We start from the raw sequence: 20,640 nt of genomic DNA on the forward strand, positions 1-20,640 counted from the left end.
TCCTGCTATCCCTTCTTCGCCGCCCGGCGGAAGGGCTTTTTGCCGCCTCCGCCCTTGGCTTCCTTCTCGGCAATCAGGGCGAGCGCTTCTTCCATCGTCACCGATTGCGGATCCTTGCCCTTTGGCAGCGTCGCATTGACCTTGCCATAGTTGACGTACGGACCATATTTGCCGTCGCGAACGACGATCTTGCCGCCGCCGCCGGGATGGTCGCCCAATTCCTTGAGCGCCGCCGGCGTGGCGCCGTTGCGGCCACCCTTGCCCTTCTGCTGCTTCTCGGCGATCACCGAAACGGCGCGGTTCAGGCCGATCGAGAACACGTCCTCGATGCTTTCCAGATTGGCATAGGTGCCGTCATGCAGCACGAACGGGCCGTAGCGTCCGAGGCCGGCCGAGATCATCTTGCCGGTTTCGGGATGTTTTCCCACATCGCGCGGCAGACCCAGCAGCGCCAGCGCCTTCTCGTGGTCGATCGAGTCGGGCGTCCAGCCCTTGGGCAGGCTGGAGCGCTTGGCCTCCTTGCCTTCGCCGCGCTGGATATAGGGGCCGAAACGGCCGCTGCGCAGCGTAATTTCCTCGGCGGTGTAAGGATCCTTGCCGAGCAGCTTGACGCCGTCCTCGCCATTGCCGTTCTCGCCATTGGGATTGGCGGCGTCGCCGAGCTGGCGGGTGTAGGAGCATTCGGGGTAGTTCGAGCAACCGACGAAGGCGCCGAACTTGCCGAGCTTCAGCGACAGATTGCCGGTGCCGCATTTCGGGCAGATGCGCGGATTGGAGCCGTCCTCGCGCTCCGGGAAGACCAGCGGCGCGAGTTCTTCGTTGAGCGCATCGAGCACGTCCGTGACGCGCAGTTCCTTGATGTCGTTGACGGCGCCGGAGAAATCCTTCCAGAAGTCGCGCAGGACGTCCTTCCAGGCGAGCTTGCCATCGGAAATCTCGTCTAGCTTCTCCTCGAGCGAAGCGGTGAAGTCATATTCGACGTAACGCTCGAAGAAGCTTTCGAGGAAGGCCGACAGCAGCCGGCCCTTTGCCTGCGGCACCAGCCGGCGTCTGTCGATGGTGACGTAGTCGCGGTCCTCGAGCGTCTTCAGGATCGCGGTGTAGGTCGATGGCCGGCCGATGCCGAGCTCTTCCAGCTTCTTGATCAGCGACGCCTCGGAATAGCGCGGCGGCGGCTCGGTGGTGTGCTGGGTGGCGTTGATCGCCTGGCGGGCGAGCTGCTCGCCGGAGCGGATCTCGGGCAGGCGGCGGCTCTCCTCGTCCTCCGCGTCCTCGTCCTTCTGGTCGGTATAGGCGGCGATGAAGCCGTCGAAGCGGATAACCGAACCGACGGCGCGCAGCTCGGCAGCACGAGCGCCGTTGACGGCTTCGATCTCGACCGTGGTGCGTTCGATCTCGGCCGGCTGCATCTGGCTGGCGATGGCACGCTTCCAAATCAGCTCGTAGAGGCGCGCCTGGTCGGCGTCGAGATACTGCCTGACCGACTGAGGCGTGCGCCCGAAATCGGTCGGGCGGATCGCCTCATGCGCTTCCTGGGCGTTCTTCGCCTTGGTGGTGTAGAAACGCGGCTTCTCCGGCAGGTATTTCGCGCCGAACTCGCTGACTATGGCGCTGCGGGCAGCCTCGATCGCCTCAGGCGCCATTTGCACGCCGTCGGTACGCATATAGGTGATGAGGCCGGCGGTCTCGCCGCCGATGTCCATGCCTTCATAGAGCTTCTGCGCGACCTGCATGGTTCGCGTGGCCGAGAAACCGAGGCCTGACGAGGCGGCCTGCTGTAGCGTCGAGGTGGTGAAGGGCGGGCCGGGATTGCGCTTGGTGGGCTTGGCCTCGACCGACAATGCCTTGAAGGTCGCGCCTTCGAGCATCGCCTTGATGTCGTCGGCCTGCGCCTTGTTGGCGATGTCGAGTTTTTGCAGCTTCTTGCCTGCAAACGCGGTCAGCCGCGCCTCGAAACTGTCGTTGCGCGGCGTGCCGAGGATGGCTGCGATCTGCCAGTATTCCTCGCGGATGAAGCGCTCGATCTCGGATTCGCGGTCGCAGACGAGGCGCAACGCCACCGACTGCACACGGCCGGCGGAGCGGGCGCCAGGCAGCTTGCGCCACAGCACCGGCGAAAGCGTGAAGCCGACGAGATAATCGAGCGCGCGGCGGGCCAGATAGGCGTCGACAAGCGGCGCGTCGATCTGGCGCGGATTGGCCATGGCATCGAGCACCGAGGCCTTGGTGATGGCGTTGAAGACGACGCGGCTGACCGGCTTGTCCTTCAGCGCGCGCTTCTGCTTCAGGACTTCGAGCACGTGCCAGGAAATCGCCTCGCCCTCGCGATCCGGGTCGGTGGCGAGGATCAGCCCATCGGCATCCTTGACCGCCTTGGCGATGTCGGCGAGGCGCTTGCCCGACGCGGTGTCGACGGACCAGGACATGGCGAAGTCCTCGTCAGGGCGCACCGAGCCATCCTTGGCCGGCAGATCGCGGACATGGCCAAACGAGGCCAGAACCTTATAGTTCTTGCCTAGATATTTGTTGATTGTCTTCGCCTTGGCCGGCGATTCGACGACGACGACGTCCATGAGGTCTCTTAATCAGCTGTGAGGTTGCGGAAGAACTCCGCGACGCGCGACGAAATCCCACTCTTTTCGTCGCTCACATGGCCGTGCTTTTGCGATCGGTCAAGGGGAAGCCGCCAATTTGGGAAGCGGCCGCTGGCAATACACTCTTAGAGTGTATGGCAAAGATCACATTTTTGGGGATGGAGGCATGCACGTCTCGAACCGGGCGGACGACCGGTAAAAGACGACCGGCTGCCGGATCAAGAAAGCCGGCAGCCGGAGCATTCAACAGCGTTGCCTCAGTCGGCCTTGACCACGTGCCAGGCGCCGGCGACGCCTTCGCCGGTCATGTCGCCGGCCTTCTCGTCCTTGACGAAGGTATAGACCGGCTTGCCGTCATAGGCCCACATCTTGCTGCCGTCGGTGCGGTCGACGATCGTCCATTCATCGTCAGCCTTGGCCCCGGCCTCGGCCTTCAGCGGCGGCCAGTTGGCGGCGCAATTGTCGTAGCAATTGGACTTGCCCTTCTCGTCCTTATCGAAGGTATAGAGCGTCATGCCCTTGGCGTCGGTATAGATCTTGGTGCCGCTGACTTCGGCTTCCTTCCAGGCTTCGGCGGCCTGGGATGCGGCGGTGCCCAGCAGTAGCGCGGCAAAGCCGAGTGCGATTGCTTTCACGGTAGTCTCCCTGAAACAAGCGCGCGGCAGTCGCGCGCTTGTTCGGTCAACGCGTTGGGATGCCTGTTTCTTCCTGAGGCGAAGCGGCGACGTGCCACACAATGGTGATTGGCACGGGCGTGCCCGCATCGCTATATCGACGCCAGCACAATCGGGACTCATTGAATGGCATTGGACATCGGCTATGTCAGCGCGGTCGGGGCAGGGGCGATCTCGTTCCTGTCGCCTTGCGTGCTGCCGCTGGTGCCGCCCTATCTTTGCTACATGGCCGGCGTTTCGGTCGACGATTTCCGTGGCAATCAAAGCGTGACGGCAAAGGAAGGCGCGCGCGGCGCGCTGCTTTATGCTTCCGTGGCCTTCGTGCTCGGCTTTTCCACCGTCTTCGTGGCGCTTGGGGCCGGCGCCTCGACCATCGGCCGCCTGCTGCGCGTCTGGCAGGAACCGCTGGCGATGGCGGCGGGCGTGCTGATCATCATCATGGGCCTGAACTTCCTCGGCATCCTGCGCATTCCGCTTTTGTCACGCGAGGCGCGCTTCCAGTCGCAGGGCAAGCCGGCCAGCATGATCGCGGCCTATGTCATGGGGTTGGCCTTCGCCTTCGGCTGGACGCCTTGCATCGGCCCGGTGCTGGGGCCGATCCTGACTTTGGCCGGCGGGCGCGAGACCGTGGGCGAGGGCGCGCTGCTGCTTGCCGCCTATTCGCTCGGCCTCGGCATCCCGTTCCTGATCGCGGCGCTGTTTTCCGGCGCCTTCATGCGCTTCCTCGGCAAATTCCGCGTCCATCTCGGCCGCGTCGAGAAGGCGATCGGCGCGCTGCTGGTCGTCGCCGGCGTGTTTTTCCTCACTGGCGGCGTGCAGAGCGCGTCCTACTGGCTCTTGGAGAATTTCCCGGTTCTGGGAAGGCTGGGATAGGCGCCACCGCCGACCCGGAACGATGGCTGAGAGCCGATGTTACAAGCTTGTACGCAAGCAGTTGCAACGAGGCGGGAATGATAGCCAAGGCGGATGTGCAGACGTTCTTCAAGAGCTATGAGAAGTTCTACAACGATGCGATCGCTGATAACGTCGATATGGACGATGTCGGCGCACTGTATTCGACCGGCTTCGTCTCGGTGACGCCGGCCGGTGTCATGGCGGGCGAGAACGGCCAGCAGCTGAAAGACACCATGAAGAAGGGTTTTGAGGCCTATCGCGCGCTGGGCAGCAAGAGGATGACCTGCAAGGACGTCTCGGTGACCCCAATCGATCAGGACCATTGCGTGGCCAAGGTGCAATGGTCGGGCGAATATGAGCGCAAGGACAAAAGTTCGGTCACCATCGATTTCGAAGTCGACTATCTCGTCGAACGGCGCGATGGCAGCTTAAAGGTGTTCGGCTGGATTTCGGGCGATGAACAGGCGGAGCTCAAGAGGCACGGGCTGCTGTAGCGGCGATTGCGGGATTTTTCCTTGGTAGAGCTACTGATTGAAAGTCAGTTGCTGAACCTATCTCACCGGAATTTAACCGCATTGGTGCAGCATGGCCTGCGCTGCTAGCATGCATTGATTCAAACCTTTTTCATACGGTTGCCCATCCATGAGCCAGAGAACCTGCCTGTCCGTTATCCTCGCCGCCGGCGAAGGCACGCGCATGAAAAGCGCGATGCCCAAGGTGCTGCATGCCATTGCCGGCCTGCCGATGGTGGCGCACGTCGTGAAAGCCGCTGAGGCTGCCGGCGCGACCGGTGTGGCGCTGGTGATCGGCCACGGCACAGACGAGATGCGCAAGGCGGTGCAGAAATTCGCGCCAAAGGCGGAGACCTTCGTGCAGGAGAAGCGGCTCGGCACCGGGCATGCGGTCCTTGCCGCGCGTGAAGCGATATCAAAGGGTTATGACGACATTCTCGTGATGTTCGGCGACACGCCGCTAATCGATGCGCAGGCGCTGGCCGCAGCGCGGCAGAAGCTGGCGGAGGGTGCCGCCGTCGCGGTCATCGGCTTCCGTCCGCCAAGCCCGACCGGCTACGGCCGGTTGATCGAAAAGGGCGGCCGTCTCATCGCCATCCGCGAGGAGAAAGACTGCTCGGAGGAAGAGAAAAAGATCGGCTTCTGCAATGCCGGCATGATGGCGGTTGCGGCCAAGCATGCGCTGCGGCTGCTCGACAAGGTCGGCAACAAGAACGCGAAGGGCGAATTCTACCTCACCGACATCGTCGAGATCGCCGGCGCGGAAGGGCTCGACGTGGTAGCGACGGAAGCGAGTTTCGAAAGCGCGCTCGGCATCAACAACCGGGCCGAGCTCGCCGAGGCGGAAGCCATCTGGCAGGCGCGCCGGCGGCGCGAGGCGATGCTGTCTGGGGTCACGCTGATCGCGCCCGAAACCGTCTATTTCTCGCACGATACCGAGATCGGCACCGATACGATCGTCGAGCCGAATGTCTGGTTCGGGCCGGGCGTTAAGATCGCATCGGGCGCCAAGATCCATGCTTTCAGCCATATCGAGGGCGCAACGATCGCCTCAAATTGCGATGTTGGGCCGTTCGCGCGGCTGCGGCCCGGCGCGGATCTTCGAAACAAGGCAAAGGTCGGCAATTTCTGCGAGGTCAAGCAGGCGACGATCGAGGAGGGTGCCAAGGTCAACCACCTGACCTATATCGGCGATGCGCGCGTGGGTGCGGCAGCCAATATCGGCGCCGGCGCCATCACCTGCAATTATGACGGCTACTCGAAATTCTTCACCGACATCGGCGAGGGGGCCTTTGTCGGTTCGAACTCCTCGCTGGTGGCGCCGGTCTCGATCGGCAAGGGCGGCTATATCGCCTCCGGCAGCGTGATCACCGAAAGCGTGCCCGACGATGCGCTGGCCTTCGGCCGCGCCCGCCAGAAAACGATCCCCGGCAAGGGCAAGGAGTTGCGCGAGCGCTTCGCCTCGGCCGCTGCGGCGAAGAAGAAGGCTGCGGCGGAATAGCGAGCAGGGATTGGGGATCAGGAAGAACAGCGGCAGCGCGAGCCGCGTCTCAAAGCCGGCTTGCGCGATCCAGCGTGGATCTTCATTTGGAGGATGACGCACCGCCGCGGCAAATGATACTCGACACCCCAGCAGCACCTCACAGCGGAGACGAACGGCAATGTGCGTGCACGCATCGGCGCTGAAGCGGCTGAAAAACCGAGCAATTGCGGTAACTGGATCGCAATGGCCCTCTGCCATGGTGGTCTTCAAACAGGATTCCGGTTGACACGGAACGAAACGCAAAGTGACTTTTACGGCAGACCGGCAATCCATAGACAGCGCTGGGTTTTCTGCTGGGAATCGGGGGCAAGCGCCATGTGCGGTATCGTTGGAATCGTTGGCCGAAGCCAAGTCGCGCCGCTCATCGTCGATGCGCTGAAGCGGCTTGAATATCGCGGCTACGACTCGGCCGGCGTCGCCACCATCGAGAGGGGCGAGCTCGGCCGCCGCCGCGCCGAGGGCAAGCTGGTCAATCTCGAGCGCCGGCTGAAGGACGAGCCGCTCGACGGCACGATCGGCATCGGCCACACCCGCTGGGCAACGCATGGCGTGCCCAACGAGACCAATGCGCATCCGCATTTTTCCGAAGGCGTCGCCATCGTCCACAACGGCATTATCGAGAATTTCGCCGAGCTGCGCGACGAGCTCACCCGCGACGGCTACTCATTCTCTTCGCAGACCGACACCGAGGTCGTCGCGCATCTGGTGGCGCGCGAGCTCGCCAAGGGGCTGAAGCCGGTGGAAGCCGCGCATGCGGCGCTGAAGCGGCTTTCCGGCGCCTTTGCCCTGGCGATCATGTTCAAGGGCGACGAGGACCTGATCGTCGGCGCCCGCAACGGCCCGCCTCTGGCGGTCGGCCATGGCGAGGGCGAGATGTTTTTGGGCTCGGACGCCATCGCGCTGGCGCCTTTCACCAATGCGGTCACATATCTGGAAGACGGCGACTGGGCGGTCGTGCGTCGCGAAAGCGTGACCATCTACGACATCGACGGTAGACAAGTCGACCGCAAGCGCCAGCAGTCGCTGTCGACCAGCTTCATGGTCGACAAGGGCAATCGCCGCCATTTCATGGAAAAGGAAATCCATGAGCAGCCCGAGGTGATCTCGCACACGCTGGCGCATTACGTGGATTTCGCATCGGGGGTGTCGAAGCCGCTCGACCTGCCGTTCGACTTCGCCAAGATCGGCCGCCTTGCGCTTTCGGCCTGCGGCACCGCCTATCTCGCCGGGCTTATCTCGAAATACTGGTTCGAGCGCTATGCGCGGCTGCCGATCGACATCGATGTCGCCTCCGAGTTCCGCTATCGCGAGATGCCGCTTTCGGCCAATGACGCGGCGTTCTTCATCTCGCAGTCGGGCGAGACCGCCGACACGCTTGCTTCGCTGCGCTATTGCCGCAAGGCCGGCATGAAAATCGGCGCTGTCGTCAATGTGCGGGAATCGACCATGGCGCGCGAATCAGACGTCGTGCTGCCGACGCTTGCCGGGCCGGAGATCGGTGTCGCCTCGACCAAGGCTTTCACCTGCCAGCTATCCGTCTTGGCTGCGCTCGCGGTCCGCGCGGGCGTGGCGCGCGGCACGATCTCGCCCGATCAGGAAAAGCAGCTGGTGCGCGAGCTTTCCGAGGCGCCGCGCTACGCCACCCAGGTGCTGAAGCTCGACGAGCAGATCGAGCGCATCTCGCGCGAGCTGTCGCGCTACAAGGACGTGCTCTATCTCGGCCGCGACACCAACTTCCCGCTGGCCATGGAAGGGGCGCTGAAACTCAAGGAGATCTCCTATATCCACGCCGAAGGCTATGCCGGCGGCGAGCTGAAGCACGGTCCGATCGCGCTGATCGACGAGAACATGCCGGTGATCGTGATCGCGCCGCATGACCGCATCTTCGAAAAGACCGTGTCGAACATGCAGGAAGTAGCGGCGCGCGGCGGCAAGATCATCCTGATTACCGACAAAAAGGGCGCCGCGCAGGCCGGCATCAAGACGATGGAGACGATCATCCTGCCCGAAGTGCCGGAGATCATCTCGCCTATCATCTATGCGCTGCCGATCCAGATGCTGGCCTATTTCACCGCCGTCTTCATGGGCACCGACGTCGACCAGCCGCGCAATCTGGCGAAATCGGTGACGGTGGAGTAGGTTTCGTTTCCACGATTGATCTGTATCAATTAATGATACATGATCTTGCTGCCGGCTACGTATCAGAGTATGATACGGCACGTGGGGATGGCTGTTGATCGTTTCATTCAAAGGCAAGACGGTCGAAGAGGTAGCGGCTGGCAGGGCACCTAAGGGATTTCCGCCGGATCTGGTCGCCCGGGCTGAAAGGCGGCTCCGGGCGATTGATAATGCCGTCCAACTGAATGACCTTCGGTCGCCACCTGGAAACCATCTGGAGGCTCTGAAGCGGGATCGTGTCGGGCAACATTCCATACGCATCAACGACCAATGGCGCATCTGTTTCAGATGGACAGCCGCCGGAGCCGAAGATGTGGAAATTGTCGACTACCATTGAACGGCACTCGCCCTAACCCTTTGAGGATACGGAGTTATGCTCAAGTTCGCACGCCCCATCCACCCGGGAGAATTCCTGCGTGAGGAGTATCTGGTGCCGCTCGGCATGAGTGCCGGCGTGCTTGCAAAGAAGCTTAATCTTCCGCGCACCCGGATCGAGCGCATCGTCAAGGAGGAAGTCAGTCTTACTCCGGATACGGCGCTTCGCCTCGCCAGGTTCTTCAACACCACGCCCGAGTTCTGGATGAACTTCCAGAAGGCCTACGAGTTGGAGATCGAAGCGAGCAAAATAGCGTCAGAACTCGAGAAGATCGTGCCGCTGGATACAGCGGCCTGACGATCGCTCTTTAAAAACTTCGCAGTTCCAAACCGGCTCGCGGTTCACTAATCTCAGCGTTGCAACCTGCGCCGCGGTGAACCGATGTCCGACGCCCTGAAGACCTCTGGCATGACCCGGCTAAGGAACTATTTCCTGACGGGCTTCATTGTCTGCGCGCCGCTGGCGATCACGGTCTATATCGCCTGGTCGCTGATCGGCTGGGTCGATTCCTGGGTAAAACCCTATATCCCAGCCCGCTACAACCCCGATACCTATCTGCCGTTCCCGGTTCCGGGCTTCGGGCTGATCGTGGCGCTGGTGCTGATCACGCTGATCGGCTTCCTGACGGCGAACATCGTCGGCCGCGCCATCGTCAATTTCGGCGAGCGGCTGCTTGGCCGCATGCCGCTGGTGCGTGGCATCTATGGCTCACTGAAGCAGATTTTCGAGACGGTGCTGTCGAACAAGGGTGACATGTTCCGCCAGGTGGGGCTGGTGGAATATCCGCGCAAAGGCGTCTGGTCGCTGGTCTTCGTCGCCAACGACAAGGAAACGGAGATCAACCAGAAGCTGGATCAGGAAGGCGATCCGCTGATTGCGGTGTTCATGCCCTGCACGCCCAATCCGACCACTGGTTTCCTGATGTATGTGCACAAATCCGAGATCGTGCCGCTCGACATGTCGATCGAGGACGGCGCCAAGCTGATCGTCTCGGCCGGCATGGTGGCGCCGGAGGTCAAGGCCAAGCTGGTGACGCTGAATGGCGAGCCCGTCGAAGGCGGCCTCGCCAACCCGGCGATTGGCGCCGCTCAGCCGGCGCGCAGCAACCGCACCGCCTCGTCGCGGCCGAACAGGTAAAGCAACAGCCGCAGCGCCTCGCCGCGTTCGGACTGCAATTCCGGGTCGCGCGACAGGATCAGGCGCGCGTCGTCACGCGCGGCTTCGAGCAGATCGGCATGGAACTCGAGGCGCGCCACCTGGAAGCCGGGCGTGCCTGATTGGCGGGTGCCCAGCAACTCGCCTTCGCCGCGCAGTTTCAGGTCCTCCTCGGCGATCTTGAAGCCGTCCTCTGTCTCGCGCATCACCGAGAGCCGGCGTTTGGCCGTCTCGCCGAGCGGCTCCTTGTAGAGCAAGACGCAGGAGGAGGGCTTGTCGCCGCGCCCGACCCGGCCGCGCAGCTGGTGCAACTGGGCAAGGCCGAAGCGTTCGGCATGCTCGATCACCATGATCGTGGCGTCGGGCACGTCGACGCCGACCTCTATCACGGTGGTGGCGATCAGGATGCGCGTTTCACCCTGCTTGAAGGCGCGCATCGCCTCGTCTTTCTCCGCACCCTTCATGCGACCGTGCACCAGGCCGATCCGGTCGCCGAAGAGCGGTTTCAGCGAGGCGAAACGATCTTCCGCCGACATCAGCTTGATCTCTTCGGATTCCTCGACCAGCGGGCAGATCCAGTAGATTTTCTGGCCATCGGCGACGGCGTCAAGCATGCGGCCGACCAGCTCATCCAGCCGCTCCATCGGCAAGGTGACGGTGCGGATCGGCTGCCGGCCGGCCGGTTTCTCGGTGAGCTTCGAAACATCCATGTCGCCGAAGGCGGTCAGCACCAGCGTGCGTGGGATGGGGGTCGCCGTCATCACCAGCATGTCGGGCGCGTCACCCTTGGCGGTGATGGCGAGGCGCTGATGAACGCCGAAGCGGTGCTGCTCGTCGACGACGGCCAGCACGAGGTCGTGAAACGTCACGCTTTCCTGGAACAGGGCATGCGTGCCGACGACGATGTCGATCGCGCCGCCGGAAAGACCTGCAAGCGTCTCCGTGCGTTCGCGGCCCTTCTCGCGCCCGGTCAGGATAGCGAGGCGCAGGCCGACCTTTTCCGCCAGCGGCGCGATCGTCGCCAGATGCTGGCGCGCAAGGATCTCGGTCGGCGCCATCAGCGCCGCCTGGCCGCCGGCCTCGACCGCGCGCGCCATGGCGAGCAGCGCCACCACCGTCTTGCCGGAGCCGACGTCGCCCTGCAGCAGGCGCAGCATGCGTTCGGGATCGGCAAGGTCGGCGTTGATTTCGCCGAGCGCGAATTCCTGGCTGGCAGTGAGCTTGTAGGGCAGGGCGGCGCGCAGCTTCTCGACGATGCTGCCGTCGCCGGTAAGCGGCCGGCCCGAGAGCCGGCGGATTCTGGAACGGACCAGCGCCAGCGAAACCTGCCCGGCCAGCAACTCGTCATAGGCGAGGCGTCGCCAAGCTGCTCCTTCGACGGCAACGTCGATCGGATCCTTCGGATAATGGATGCGCGCAAGCGCATCGCCGAAGGCCGGGAAGGTGTGGCGGCGCATGAAGGCGTCGTCCTGCCACTCCGGCAGTTCCGGCAGGCGGCCCAGTGCCTGGCCGATGGCTCGGCGCAGCACCTTTGCCGAGAGGCCGGCGGTGAGCGGATAGACCGGCTCGACCAACGGTAGGCCCTCGGCCTCGTCGATCGGCGCGATGTGGTCGGGATGGACCATCGTCGGGCGGCCGTTGAACCACTCCATGCGACCCGAGATCACCACACGCCCGCCCTCGGGAAGCATTTTCTGCAGATAGGCGGCATGGGCATGGAAGAAGGTCAGCGCGACCTCGCCGGTGTCGTCATGGGCGTAAACCCTGTACGGCACCGACCTGTTGCCGCGCGGCGGCGGCTGATGGCGGTCGACGCGCACCTCGAGCGTGACGATCTGGCCCTCGGCCGACAGCGCGATGCCGGGCCGGTTGCGGCGGTCGATGACGGTGTTGGGCAGCACGAACAGAAGGTCGGCCGCGCGCGCAGCGCGATCGCCGAGGTCGGCCGGCACGACACGCTCGATCAGCAACCCGACCTTCGGGCCGACGCCGGCAAGCGAAGTGATCGGAACGAACAAGGGATCGAGGACGGTGGGACGCATCGTGTCAGCTTATGTCGCGACGAGGGCAGCGCAAAGGCTGACACCGCTCTCTATCCACGCTATATGCGCCGCTTTGGACAGGGATGCGGCGCCATGACCGGAACACAGCGATCAAGCGAGGGGTTGGACGCGCGCCGCCGCAAGCTCCTGTTCCGCTCCTGGCATCGCGGCATGCGCGAGATGGACCTGATCCTCGGTTCCTTCGCCGACGCCGAGATCGGCGCCTTGACCGGCGATGAAATCGACCAATATGAGAGACTTCTCGAAATTCCCGACACTGAATTTTTCCCGATGGTCACCGGCGAGCGCCCGGTTTCGCCCGATATCGATTGCGCGGTGCTGCAAAAGATCCTGGCATCGCGCCGGACCATGACATTTTGAAAAACGCATATCCATGACCCTCATTCCTTCCATCGGCCTGCCCAAGGGCCGCGCCGGCCAGTTCATCGTCGACGGCGTCGCCGACGGCTACGAAGCCTTCGCCCTGGTGAGGACGGCGCAGGAGATCGCGCCCGACAAGCCGGTGCTGTTCGTCGCGCGTGACGGCCAGCGGCTGCCGGCGATCATCGAAGCACTCGCCTTTGCCGCGCCCGGCCTGCCGGTGCTGGAGCTGCCGGCCTGGGACTGCCTGCCTTACGACCGCGTCTCGCCCGGCGCCGATGCGGCGGCGCGGCGGCTCGACGCGCTTTCGGCCATGATCGCGCTGGCGAAGAAACCGCATCGCGCGGTGATCCTCACCACCGCCAATGCGTTGCTGCAGCGCATTCCGCCGGCCGAATTGATCGAAGCGCAGACGTTTCATGCCAGGCCCGGCAACCAGATCGATATGAACGCGCTGATCGCGCGGCTGGAGGTCTCCGGCTTCGAGCGCGTGCCGACCGTGCGCGGCCTCGGCGAATTCGCGGTGCGCGGCGGCATCCTCGACCTTTTCGCCCCCGGCTGGAGCGAGGCGCTCAGGCTCGACTTCTTCGGAGACACGCTGGAATCGATCCGCGTCTTCGACGTCGCGACGCAGCGCACCACCGGGCAGCGCAAGTCCATGTCGCTGCAAGCGATGAGCGAGGTGGCGCTGATACCGGAAACGATCAGCCGCTTTCGCCGCTCCTATATCGAGGCCTTCGGCGCGCCGTCGCGCGACGACGCGCTCTACGCGGCGGTCAGCGAAGGCCGCCGCTTCGCCGGCATGGAGCACTGGCTGCCGTTCTTCTATGAGCGGCTGGCGACCGTGTTCGACTATCTGCCGGACGCACCCGTCGTGTTCGACCATCTGGCACATGAGGCGTTGGCCGAGCGCCACACGCTGATCCTCGACCACTACGAGGCGCGCCGCAAGCAGGCCGACAGCGCGCTCAAGGATGCCGTCCCTTACAAGCCGGTGGCGCCGGATCTGCTGTATCTCTCGCCCGAAAACCTCAAGGCGTCGCTCGGACCGCGCGAGGACATAGACTTCACCGTCTTCGACGCCCCTGATGTCGGCGGCAAAAAGGTCTTCCATGGCGGCTCGCGGCAAGGCCGCAGCTTTGCCGAGGAGCGCGCCGATCCCAACATCAACGTCTTCGACGTCGTCGTGAAGCACATTGCCGACGAGCGCGCGGCGCGTCGCCGCGTCGTCGTCGCCGGCTGGACGGAAGGCTCGCTCGACCGTCTCGGCCAGATCCTGGCTGAGCATCATCTCGGCAATCTGAAGCCGGTCGCCACACTTGCTGAGGTCGAAAGGCTCGAGCCGGGGCAGGCGGGTCTTGCGGTTTTGCCGCTCGAATCCGGCTTCGAGACCGACGATCTGGTCGTCGTCGCCGAGCAGGACATCCTCGGCGACAGGCTCATTCGGCGTTCCAAGCGCAAGAAGAAGGCCTCCGATTTCATAGCCGAAGCCTCGTCACTGTCGGCAGGCGACATCGTCGTCCATGCCGACCATGGCATAGGCCGCTTCATCGGCTTGCGCACCATCGAAGCGCTCGGCGCGCCGCATGACTGTCTCGAAATCCACTATGCCGGCGACGATCGCCTGTTCCTGCCGGTGGAAAACATCGAGCTTCTGTCGCGCTATGGCTCGGATTCGACTGAGGCGACGCTCGATAAGCTGGGCGGCGGCGCCTGGCAGGCGCGCAAGGCACGGCTGAAGCGGCGCCTGCTCGACATGGCCGGGCAATTGATCCGTATCGCCGCCGAGCGGCAGATGCGCGCAGCGCCCTCCATGATCCCGGCGGAAGGGCTTTATGGCGAGTTCGCCGCGCGTTTCCCCTATGAGGAGACCGACGACCAGCAGACGGCGATCGATTCCGTCCTGGATGATCTCGGCGCCGGCAAACCGATGGACCGGCTGATCTGCGGCGACGTCGGCTTCGGCAAAACGGAAGTTGCGTTGCGCGCCGCCTTCATCGCGGCCATGGAGGGGTTCCAGGTCGCGGTCGTGGTGCCGACGACATTGTTGTCGCGGCAGCACTTCAAGACCTTCTCGCATCGCTTTTCGGGCCTGCCGATCCGCATCGCGCAGGCGTCGCGCCTGGTAGGTTCAAAGGAATTGGCGGAGACCAAGAAGGGCATCGCCGAAGGCACGGTCGATATCGTCGTCGGCACGCACGCGCTGCTCGGCAGCTCGATCTCGTTCAAGCGCCTCGGCCTGCTAATCATCGACGAGGAGCAACATTTCGGCGTCAAGCACAAGGAACGGCTGAAGGATCTCAAGTCGGACGTGCATGTGCTGACGCTGTCGGCAACGCCGATCCCGCGCACGCTGCAACTGGCGCTGACCGGCGTTCGCGAGCTCTCGCTGATTGCCACGCCGCCGGTCGACCGCATGGCGGTGCGCACCTTCATCTCGCCTTTCGATCCGCTGGTCATCCGCGAGACGCTGCTGCGCGAACGCTATCGCGGCGGCCATTCCTTTTATGTCGTGCCGCGTATCAGCGACCTAGCCGAAATCCATGATTTCCTGAGGGAATCCGTGCCGGAGCTGAAAGTGGCGGTGGCGCATGGCCAGATGCCGCCGGGCGAGCTCGACGACATCATGAACGCTTTCTACGACGGTCAGTACGACGTGCTCCTGTCGACCACCATCGTCGAATCCGGGCTCGATATCCCGACCGCAAACACGTTGATCATCCATCGCGCCGACATGTTCGGCCTGGCGCAGCTCTACCAGTTGCGCGGCCGTGTCGGCCGCTCGAAGGTGCGCGCCTATGCGCTGTTCACGCTGCCGGCGAACCGCAAGCTCACCGATACGGCCGAGCGCAGGCTGAAGGTGCTGCAGTCGCTCGACACGCTCGGCGCAGGGTTCCAGCTCGCCAGCCACGACCTCGACATCCGTGGCGCCGGCAATCTTCTGGGCGAAGAGCAGTCGGGCCATATCAAGGAGGTCGGCTTCGAGCTCTACCAGCAGATGCTGGAAGAGGCGGTGGCCGAGGTGAAGGATACCGGCGAGGCGCAGGACGGCGGCTGGTCGCCGCAGATCGCCGTCGGCACCGCGGTGATGATTCCGGAAAGCTATGTGCCCGACCTGCAACTCCGCATGGCGCTCTACAGACGCCTTGGCGACCTCGAAACCACCGAGGAGATCGACGGCTTCGGCGCCGAGCTGATCGACCGTTTCGGGCCTTTGCCGGAAGAAGTGACGCACCTGTTGAAGATCGTCTTCATCAAGGCGCTCTGCCGCAGGGCCAATGTCGAGAAGCTCGATGCCGGGCCCAAGGGCGTCGTCATTCATTTCCGCAAGCGCGAGTTCCCCAATCCGGTCGGGCTGGTCAAGTTCATCGGCGAGCAGGGATCGCTGGCCAAGATCAGGGCCGACCATAGCGTCGTCTTCACCCGCGACTGGCCGAACGCGGAGAAGCGGCTCGCCGGCTCGGCCGTGGTGATGACGCAACTGGCGCGGCTCGTCGACAAGGCCGCGTAGGCCTGGGATGATGAGGGGACCGCCAAACGCGACGACCAGTCGACTAATTCAATGTCAGGCGTTTTGAAGATCCACGAGTTCAATAGTTACCCGCTGCACGGCCAGTTCTGGCCTCTTTGGTCGAGAACCCGTCATTGAGATAATCCCGGCTCGCTCAAGAATCGCCAATGAGCGTGAAACGTTCGGTTGCGGCCGCGCTGCCAAATTGCACAATTCCGTGACGCTTTGCGGCCGATGCCGATGGATCAGCGCCACCAGCCGACAGTTCTCAGGTGTCAGCGCTCGCAAGATCTGTTCCGGCGTACGTGACGGGGCCATCTACTCAACGGCCGCCGGAGGCCCCGTCTCCCGAGCCGTCACCATTATCGTCCGTGTTTTCCTCGGTGAGGGCTCTCTCCAGGGAAACAATGGCTTCCACGAAAGCCGGGAATGCCTTTCTTGCTCGGTCGAGATTTTCTTGAACCTTGTCCGTTTTCAGGTCAAAGCCGTACCGATGCCTCACCAGATGACGAAATCCTTTCAACTCACCGAAAGCCTCGTAAAGCGCAGGGTCGAGGACAGCAGGGCGGATGCCAGCTATTTGCACTGACATTTGATCGAGCACGTCCTGGTGCATCGAAGGCCCTTTGGGGACGAGATCGTCCACATCGTTGGCCACACTGAGCAGAATATCTTCGATGCCATTGTAGATATTGTGGATTCCAAGCGAAACAGCTGCAACCGCTCCCCATTCGCCAAGTGCCATCTCGCTGCCGTGCTCTGACAAATACTCATCAATCTGCTGCAGCTCTTTTGCCGCGCGGTCGATTTTTGGCGACAGCTTTGCGAATGCCGGATGCTTAAACGCAGTCATTGAGCAGTTCCTGAACCCGTTCGGGCGAAATATCTGACGCAAAAATGAGATCGTAAGGAATATCCATTCCCCGGAGGTGGTCGGCGACCAGATGTTCGACCATAGCCCGCCGCGCGGGATCGGTTCTCCCGTGAACCAGCAAGTCGATATCCGAATGAACGCGGAAACGACCTTTCGCGAGGGAACCGACAACGGAGATGTCGATCCCGCGGCTTTTTGCGCTCTGAAGAATGCGGGACACGCAAGCCTGCGCGGCCCTCCTGCGTTCATCGGCTCGTCGATGGATCAAAGTCTGGATCTTATTCATCTTTCACCGTCGCTTTGACCAACAATGCCCTTTGGGCTAGACAACCACAACAGCAGCCCAACCTGCAACGGAACCGCTGCAGGACATATATATCATAAAATGATATTTATCATCCTGTGGGCGGCGATATTCACACTGCGGGCATTGAGCTGGTGGCGATATTTCGGGCTGTTCAAGCGGGTCAGGACCACGCGTTTCGCCAGATATGACAGCCTGCTTTATAGCCCATCTTGTCTGTTGTTGGGGCTGGGCTTGTTCCTGCTCGCGCTGGCGGACGCGGCATAGCGAGCGGCGGACCATTCGCCACCGCTGAAAAACCCGGCTAGAATAGGTAATCGGCTTCGTGTAAGGAGCCGCGACCTCGTATCGAGGCTGGAATGGCGGGCAAGCACGCTCGCCGGTTGTTTGACGCAATTCCGGACGGAAAGCCGTTACACTTTCCTGGAGTTGCTCTGGAAGGGCGTTGGGTGCAGCGATGACGAAATGGTCGCCGAATTCGTGGAGAGCAAAGCCGATCAAGCAGGTTCCGGCCTACCCGGACCTTGGGGCTTTGCAAGCCACGGAAGCGCGGCTTGCGACCTATCCGCCGCTGGTCTTTGCCGGCGAGGCGCGCAAGCTGAAGAAGCAGCTGGCGGCCGTAGCCGCCGGCGAAGCCTTCCTGCTCCAGGGCGGTGACTGCGCCGAGAGCTTTGCCGAGCATGGCGCCGACAACATCCGCGACTTCTTCCGCGTCTTCCTGCAGATGTCCGTGGTGCTCACCTTCGCCGGCGCGCAGCCGGTGGTGAAGGTCGGCCGCGTCGCCGGCCAGTTCGCCAAGCCGCGCTCGTCCGACAACGAGACCAAGGCCGGCGTGACGCTGCCGAGCTACCGCGGCGACATCATCAACGGCATCGAATTCGACGCCTCCTCGCGCATTCCGGATCCGGCGCGCCAGGAGATGGCGTATCGCCAGTCCGCCGCGACGCTCAACCTTCTGCGCGCCTTCGCGCAGGGCGGCTATGCCAGCCTTGAGAACGTGCATCGCTGGATGCTGGGCTTCGTCGCCGACAGCCCGCAGGGAGAAAAATACGAATCGCTCGCCAACCGCATCACCGAGACGATGGATTTCATGCGCGCGGTGGGCATCACGTCCGAAACCAATTTCGCGCTGCGCGAGACGGATTTCTACACCAGCCACGAGGCGCTGCTGCTCGGCTATGAGGAAGCGCTGACGCGCGTTGATTCGACCTCCGGCGACTGGTACGCGACCTCCGGCCACATGATCTGGATTGGCGATCGCACCCGCCAGCCCGATCACGCGCATATCGAATATTGCCGCGGCATCAAGAATCCGCTCGGCCTGAAATGCGGGCCGTCGCTGACGCCGGACGGCCTGATGGAATTGATCGACCTGCTCAATCCCGAAAACGAGCCGGGCCGTCTGACGCTGATCGCGCGCTTCGGCTCCGACAAGGTCGCCGAGCATCTGCCGAAGCTGGTGCGGGCAGTTAAGAAGGAAGGCCGCAACGTTGTCTGGTCGTCGGATCCGATGCATGGTAACACGATCGAGGCGGCCGGCTACAAGACGCGGCCGTTCGACCGCATCCTCAAGGAAGTGCAGACCTTCTTCGAAGTTCATCGCGCGGAAGGCACGCATCCGGGCGGCATCCATGTGGAGATGACCGGCAAGAACGTCACCGAATGCACGGGCGGCGCCCGCGCCATCACGGCGGAGGACCTGCAGGACCGCTACCATACCCATTGCGATCCGCGCCTCAACGCCGACCAGGCGATCGAGCTCGCCTTCCTGGTCTCGGACCTGCTCAAGAAGAGCCATCCTGTCCAGCACAAGCAGGCCGCCAACGCCTGAACAGAGGCTTGACGCCCATCGTCGGAGGCGCTGGCGGCGACGCTGGCGCCTTTTGACGTCGGGCCGATAAACTTCAAGTCGGATCGCGGGTCATTCCGGATCTGGCGGTCCGGGCGGATCGCCCGGGAAACTGGTTCTGCCGGGCGGAATGACGGCAAAGCTGATCTCCAGCGGCGGTGCCTTAAGCGACCAGTCGAACGGCACGGTCTTGACCGGCAGGCCGGCGATCCAGGCCTGCTGTTGCGGGGAGAGCCTCCAACCGGTCGGCCACACCAGCAGCATGCCCTGATCCCGCAGGCGCTGGTCCGTGATCCAGGGGACAAGGCGCCTGTCGAGTGTCGTGAAAATCGACGGTTGGTCCGCCGCTTCCAGCCCGGCAAGCTGAGCCACGCCGTCTTCGCCGCCGACGATGCCCAGTGGTGCTGGTACCGTCTCATGCCAGATCGCTTCGGCCGTCTGCGAGATCGATCGTGCCGGCCAGCACATCGGCTGCAGGCGGCCGAGGACGTTGCAACTGGTCCAGCGTGTAACCGCATAGGCGCTCGATACGCCGACCACGCAGAGCAGTGCCAGCAGCGCCAGTCGGCGCAACTCGGCCGCCCCCAGGCGCTGGCCCAAGAGTGCAACCGCGAGGGCGCCGACCAAATTGTACATCGTCGCGCCCCAGGACTCGCCGGTGCCGGTGAACAGCGAGGCGGCCATGATCAGGAGCGCCGGCCCCAGGCCCATCCATGCCAGGTAGACAATCGCGCGTCGCTCGGGGGCAGGGCGGGCCGGTAAGGGATCTCGTGCCGGGTCGGCCCGCCGTCGCAGCAGGCCGGAAATAGCAAGAGCGGCGGGAAGAGCGGCAAGCCCTGCAAGCTGAACGCCGATATAGTAAAGCCGTGCGCGGTTGGCGAGCACCCAGGCGTTGCGATGCTCGGCATAGGTCAGCGGCAGGAAATCGAGGCGGAAAAGCGCAATTGCCAGCGGCGCCGCGAGGCCCAGAAAAACCGCAAGACCGAGCCATGGCCATGGGGTGGCAAGCCGGCTTCGAGCGCGGGCGTCGTACAAAATCCAGATACCACCGAAGACCAGCAGCAGAGCCGTCGAGAACTTGGCGTAGAGCCCGATGCCGCAGACGAGGCCGAGGGCGAGCCACCAGCCTGGACGGCCGTCGCGCGTCGAGCGCCACAGCAACCATGAGATTGCGGCCCAGAACGGCATCTGCGCGTAATCATGGTTGAATTGCGGGGTCGGCCAGCCGAAGAAATAGATCGACGGCATCAAGAGCACAGCGGCGATCGCCCGGGTCGGGCCCATGATGTCGCGCGCGAGAAGGTAGACCAGGACGAAAGTCGTCGAGATCATCAACTGCGACAGCATGTATTGCGGCCAGCGGAATGAGCCGGTGATCAGGTGGCTGATCTCGAGCAGCCAGCAGGGGAGTTGCGGGTGCTTGTAGGTCAGCAGCACCCATTCGCGTCCCCACATGAAACCCTCGACGACGTCGCGCGGCGGCCCAACGTTGACGAGCGCGGGCATGACGGTCCAGCAGGCGATCTGGATCGTGCACAAAAGCGCCAGCAACCGCCAGGGATGCCGGACCAGACCGTTCCAGATGGAAGACAGATCGTCTTCCGCCGCAGCCGCGGCGGGCCAGACATGCACGGATTCACTGGTTCTCGACATACGCGCCTAAAATCATACCGATGGATTGCTGAACAGTCCGATAGCAAAAGCTTACGAAAAAGTATTCTTCCGCAACATTGTAAAACCAAGATTGCGATGG

General features: G+C 63.2%; 17 protein-coding genes. 11 read left to right on the forward strand and 6 right to left on the reverse strand.

Annotated elements, in window-relative coordinates; genetic code table 11:
* Positions 1-5: 5 nt before the first annotated feature.
* Both topA and FJ980_RS07115 read right to left on the reverse strand, forming a co-directional pair.
* The gene (gene topA / locus FJ980_RS07110) at positions 6-2,573 is read right to left on the reverse strand and encodes a type I DNA topoisomerase (protein WP_140542220.1); all 2,568 of its coding nucleotides are present in this window, start codon (positions 2,571-2,573) and stop codon (positions 6-8) included.
* 278 nt (positions 2,574-2,851) lie between these two features.
* Positions 2,852-3,229 (reverse strand): hypothetical protein, encoded by a 378-nt coding sequence (locus FJ980_RS07115; RefSeq protein WP_140542221.1) that lies wholly within the window; start codon positions 3,227-3,229, stop codon positions 2,852-2,854.
* 165 nt (positions 3,230-3,394) lie between these two features.
* Between FJ980_RS07115 and FJ980_RS07120 the strand changes: the two genes are divergently transcribed.
* The 7 genes from FJ980_RS07120 to FJ980_RS07150 all read left to right on the forward strand — a co-directional run bounded on the left by FJ980_RS07120 (position 3,395) and on the right by FJ980_RS07150 (position 9,908).
* Positions 3,395-4,141 carry a cytochrome c biogenesis CcdA family protein gene (locus FJ980_RS07120; protein WP_095765112.1) on the forward strand — a complete coding sequence of 249 codons (747 nt, stop codon included), beginning with the start codon at positions 3,395-3,397 and terminating at the stop codon, positions 4,139-4,141.
* A gap of 77 nt (positions 4,142-4,218) precedes the next feature.
* On the forward strand, positions 4,219-4,656 hold the full coding sequence (locus FJ980_RS07125; RefSeq protein WP_140542222.1) for a nuclear transport factor 2 family protein: 438 nt from the start codon (positions 4,219-4,221) through the stop codon (positions 4,654-4,656).
* 148 nt (positions 4,657-4,804) lie between these two features.
* A complete protein-coding gene (glmU, locus tag FJ980_RS07130; RefSeq protein ID WP_140542223.1) occupies positions 4,805-6,175 on the forward strand; it encodes a bifunctional UDP-N-acetylglucosamine diphosphorylase/glucosamine-1-phosphate N-acetyltransferase GlmU in 1,371 nt (456 codons plus the stop codon).
* Between the two features lie 357 nt (positions 6,176-6,532).
* Positions 6,533-8,356, forward strand: a complete 1,824-nt coding sequence (gene glmS, locus FJ980_RS07135) for a glutamine--fructose-6-phosphate transaminase (isomerizing) (protein WP_140542224.1) — start codon at positions 6,533-6,535, stop codon at positions 8,354-8,356.
* Between the two features lie 94 nt (positions 8,357-8,450).
* A complete protein-coding gene (locus FJ980_RS07140; protein ID WP_140542225.1) occupies positions 8,451-8,732 on the forward strand; it encodes a type II toxin-antitoxin system RelE/ParE family toxin in 282 nt (93 codons plus the stop codon).
* Between the two features lie 36 nt (positions 8,733-8,768).
* A complete protein-coding gene (locus tag FJ980_RS07145; RefSeq protein ID WP_140542226.1) occupies positions 8,769-9,068 on the forward strand; it encodes a HigA family addiction module antitoxin in 300 nt (99 codons plus the stop codon).
* Between the two features lie 84 nt (positions 9,069-9,152).
* A complete protein-coding gene (locus FJ980_RS07150) occupies positions 9,153-9,908 on the forward strand; it encodes a DUF502 domain-containing protein (RefSeq protein ID WP_140542227.1) in 756 nt (251 codons plus the stop codon).
* Here the strand turns inward: FJ980_RS07150 and recG are convergent.
* Positions 9,860-11,968 (reverse strand): ATP-dependent DNA helicase RecG, encoded by a 2,109-nt coding sequence (recG, locus tag FJ980_RS07155; protein WP_140542228.1) that lies wholly within the window; start codon positions 11,966-11,968, stop codon positions 9,860-9,862. The genes FJ980_RS07150 and recG overlap by 49 nt on opposite strands.
* 93 nt (positions 11,969-12,061) lie before the next feature.
* Here recG and FJ980_RS07160 point away from each other — a divergent pair, with 93 nt between their 5' ends.
* Together FJ980_RS07160 and mfd are read left to right on the forward strand one after the other, a co-directional pair.
* Positions 12,062-12,349, forward strand: a complete 288-nt coding sequence (locus FJ980_RS07160; RefSeq protein WP_140542229.1) for a succinate dehydrogenase assembly factor 2 — start codon at positions 12,062-12,064, stop codon at positions 12,347-12,349.
* Between the two features lie 13 nt (positions 12,350-12,362).
* Positions 12,363-15,860 carry a transcription-repair coupling factor gene (gene mfd / locus FJ980_RS07165; protein ID WP_140542230.1) on the forward strand — a complete coding sequence of 1,166 codons (3,498 nt, stop codon included), beginning with the start codon at positions 12,363-12,365 and terminating at the stop codon, positions 15,858-15,860.
* Between the two features lie 322 nt (positions 15,861-16,182).
* Here the strand turns inward: mfd and FJ980_RS07175 are convergent, their stop codons facing one another.
* Together FJ980_RS07175 and FJ980_RS07180 are read right to left on the reverse strand one after the other, a co-directional pair.
* Positions 16,183-16,713, reverse strand: coding sequence for a hypothetical protein (locus FJ980_RS07175; RefSeq protein ID WP_246676334.1), 531 nt, complete (start codon positions 16,711-16,713; stop codon positions 16,183-16,185).
* Complete coding sequence (locus FJ980_RS07180; RefSeq protein ID WP_140542232.1) at positions 16,700-17,020, reverse strand: nucleotidyltransferase domain-containing protein; 321 nt, start codon at positions 17,018-17,020, stop codon at positions 16,700-16,702. Before FJ980_RS07180 ends, FJ980_RS07175 begins: the two co-directional genes overlap by 14 nt.
* 99 nt (positions 17,021-17,119) lie before the next feature.
* On the opposite strand from FJ980_RS07180, the gene FJ980_RS07185 reads away from it, so the two are divergent.
* On the forward strand, positions 17,120-17,305 hold the full coding sequence (locus FJ980_RS07185) for a DUF3995 domain-containing protein (RefSeq protein ID WP_181181130.1): 186 nt from the start codon (positions 17,120-17,122) through the stop codon (positions 17,303-17,305).
* Between the two features lie 190 nt (positions 17,306-17,495).
* Positions 17,496-18,869 (forward strand): 3-deoxy-7-phosphoheptulonate synthase class II, encoded by a 1,374-nt coding sequence (locus FJ980_RS07190; protein WP_140542234.1) that lies wholly within the window; start codon positions 17,496-17,498, stop codon positions 18,867-18,869.
* Between the two features lie 90 nt (positions 18,870-18,959).
* Here FJ980_RS07190 and FJ980_RS07195 read toward each other — a convergent pair whose 3' ends face one another.
* A complete protein-coding gene (locus tag FJ980_RS07195) occupies positions 18,960-20,540 on the reverse strand; it encodes a glycosyltransferase family 39 protein (protein ID WP_140542235.1) in 1,581 nt (526 codons plus the stop codon).
* Positions 20,541-20,640: the final 100 nt, after the last annotated feature.

The sequence above is a fragment of the Mesorhizobium sp. B1-1-5 genome, assembly GCF_006443065.1.
In the GTDB taxonomy this organism is placed as follows: Bacteria; Pseudomonadota; Alphaproteobacteria; order Rhizobiales; family Rhizobiaceae; genus Mesorhizobium.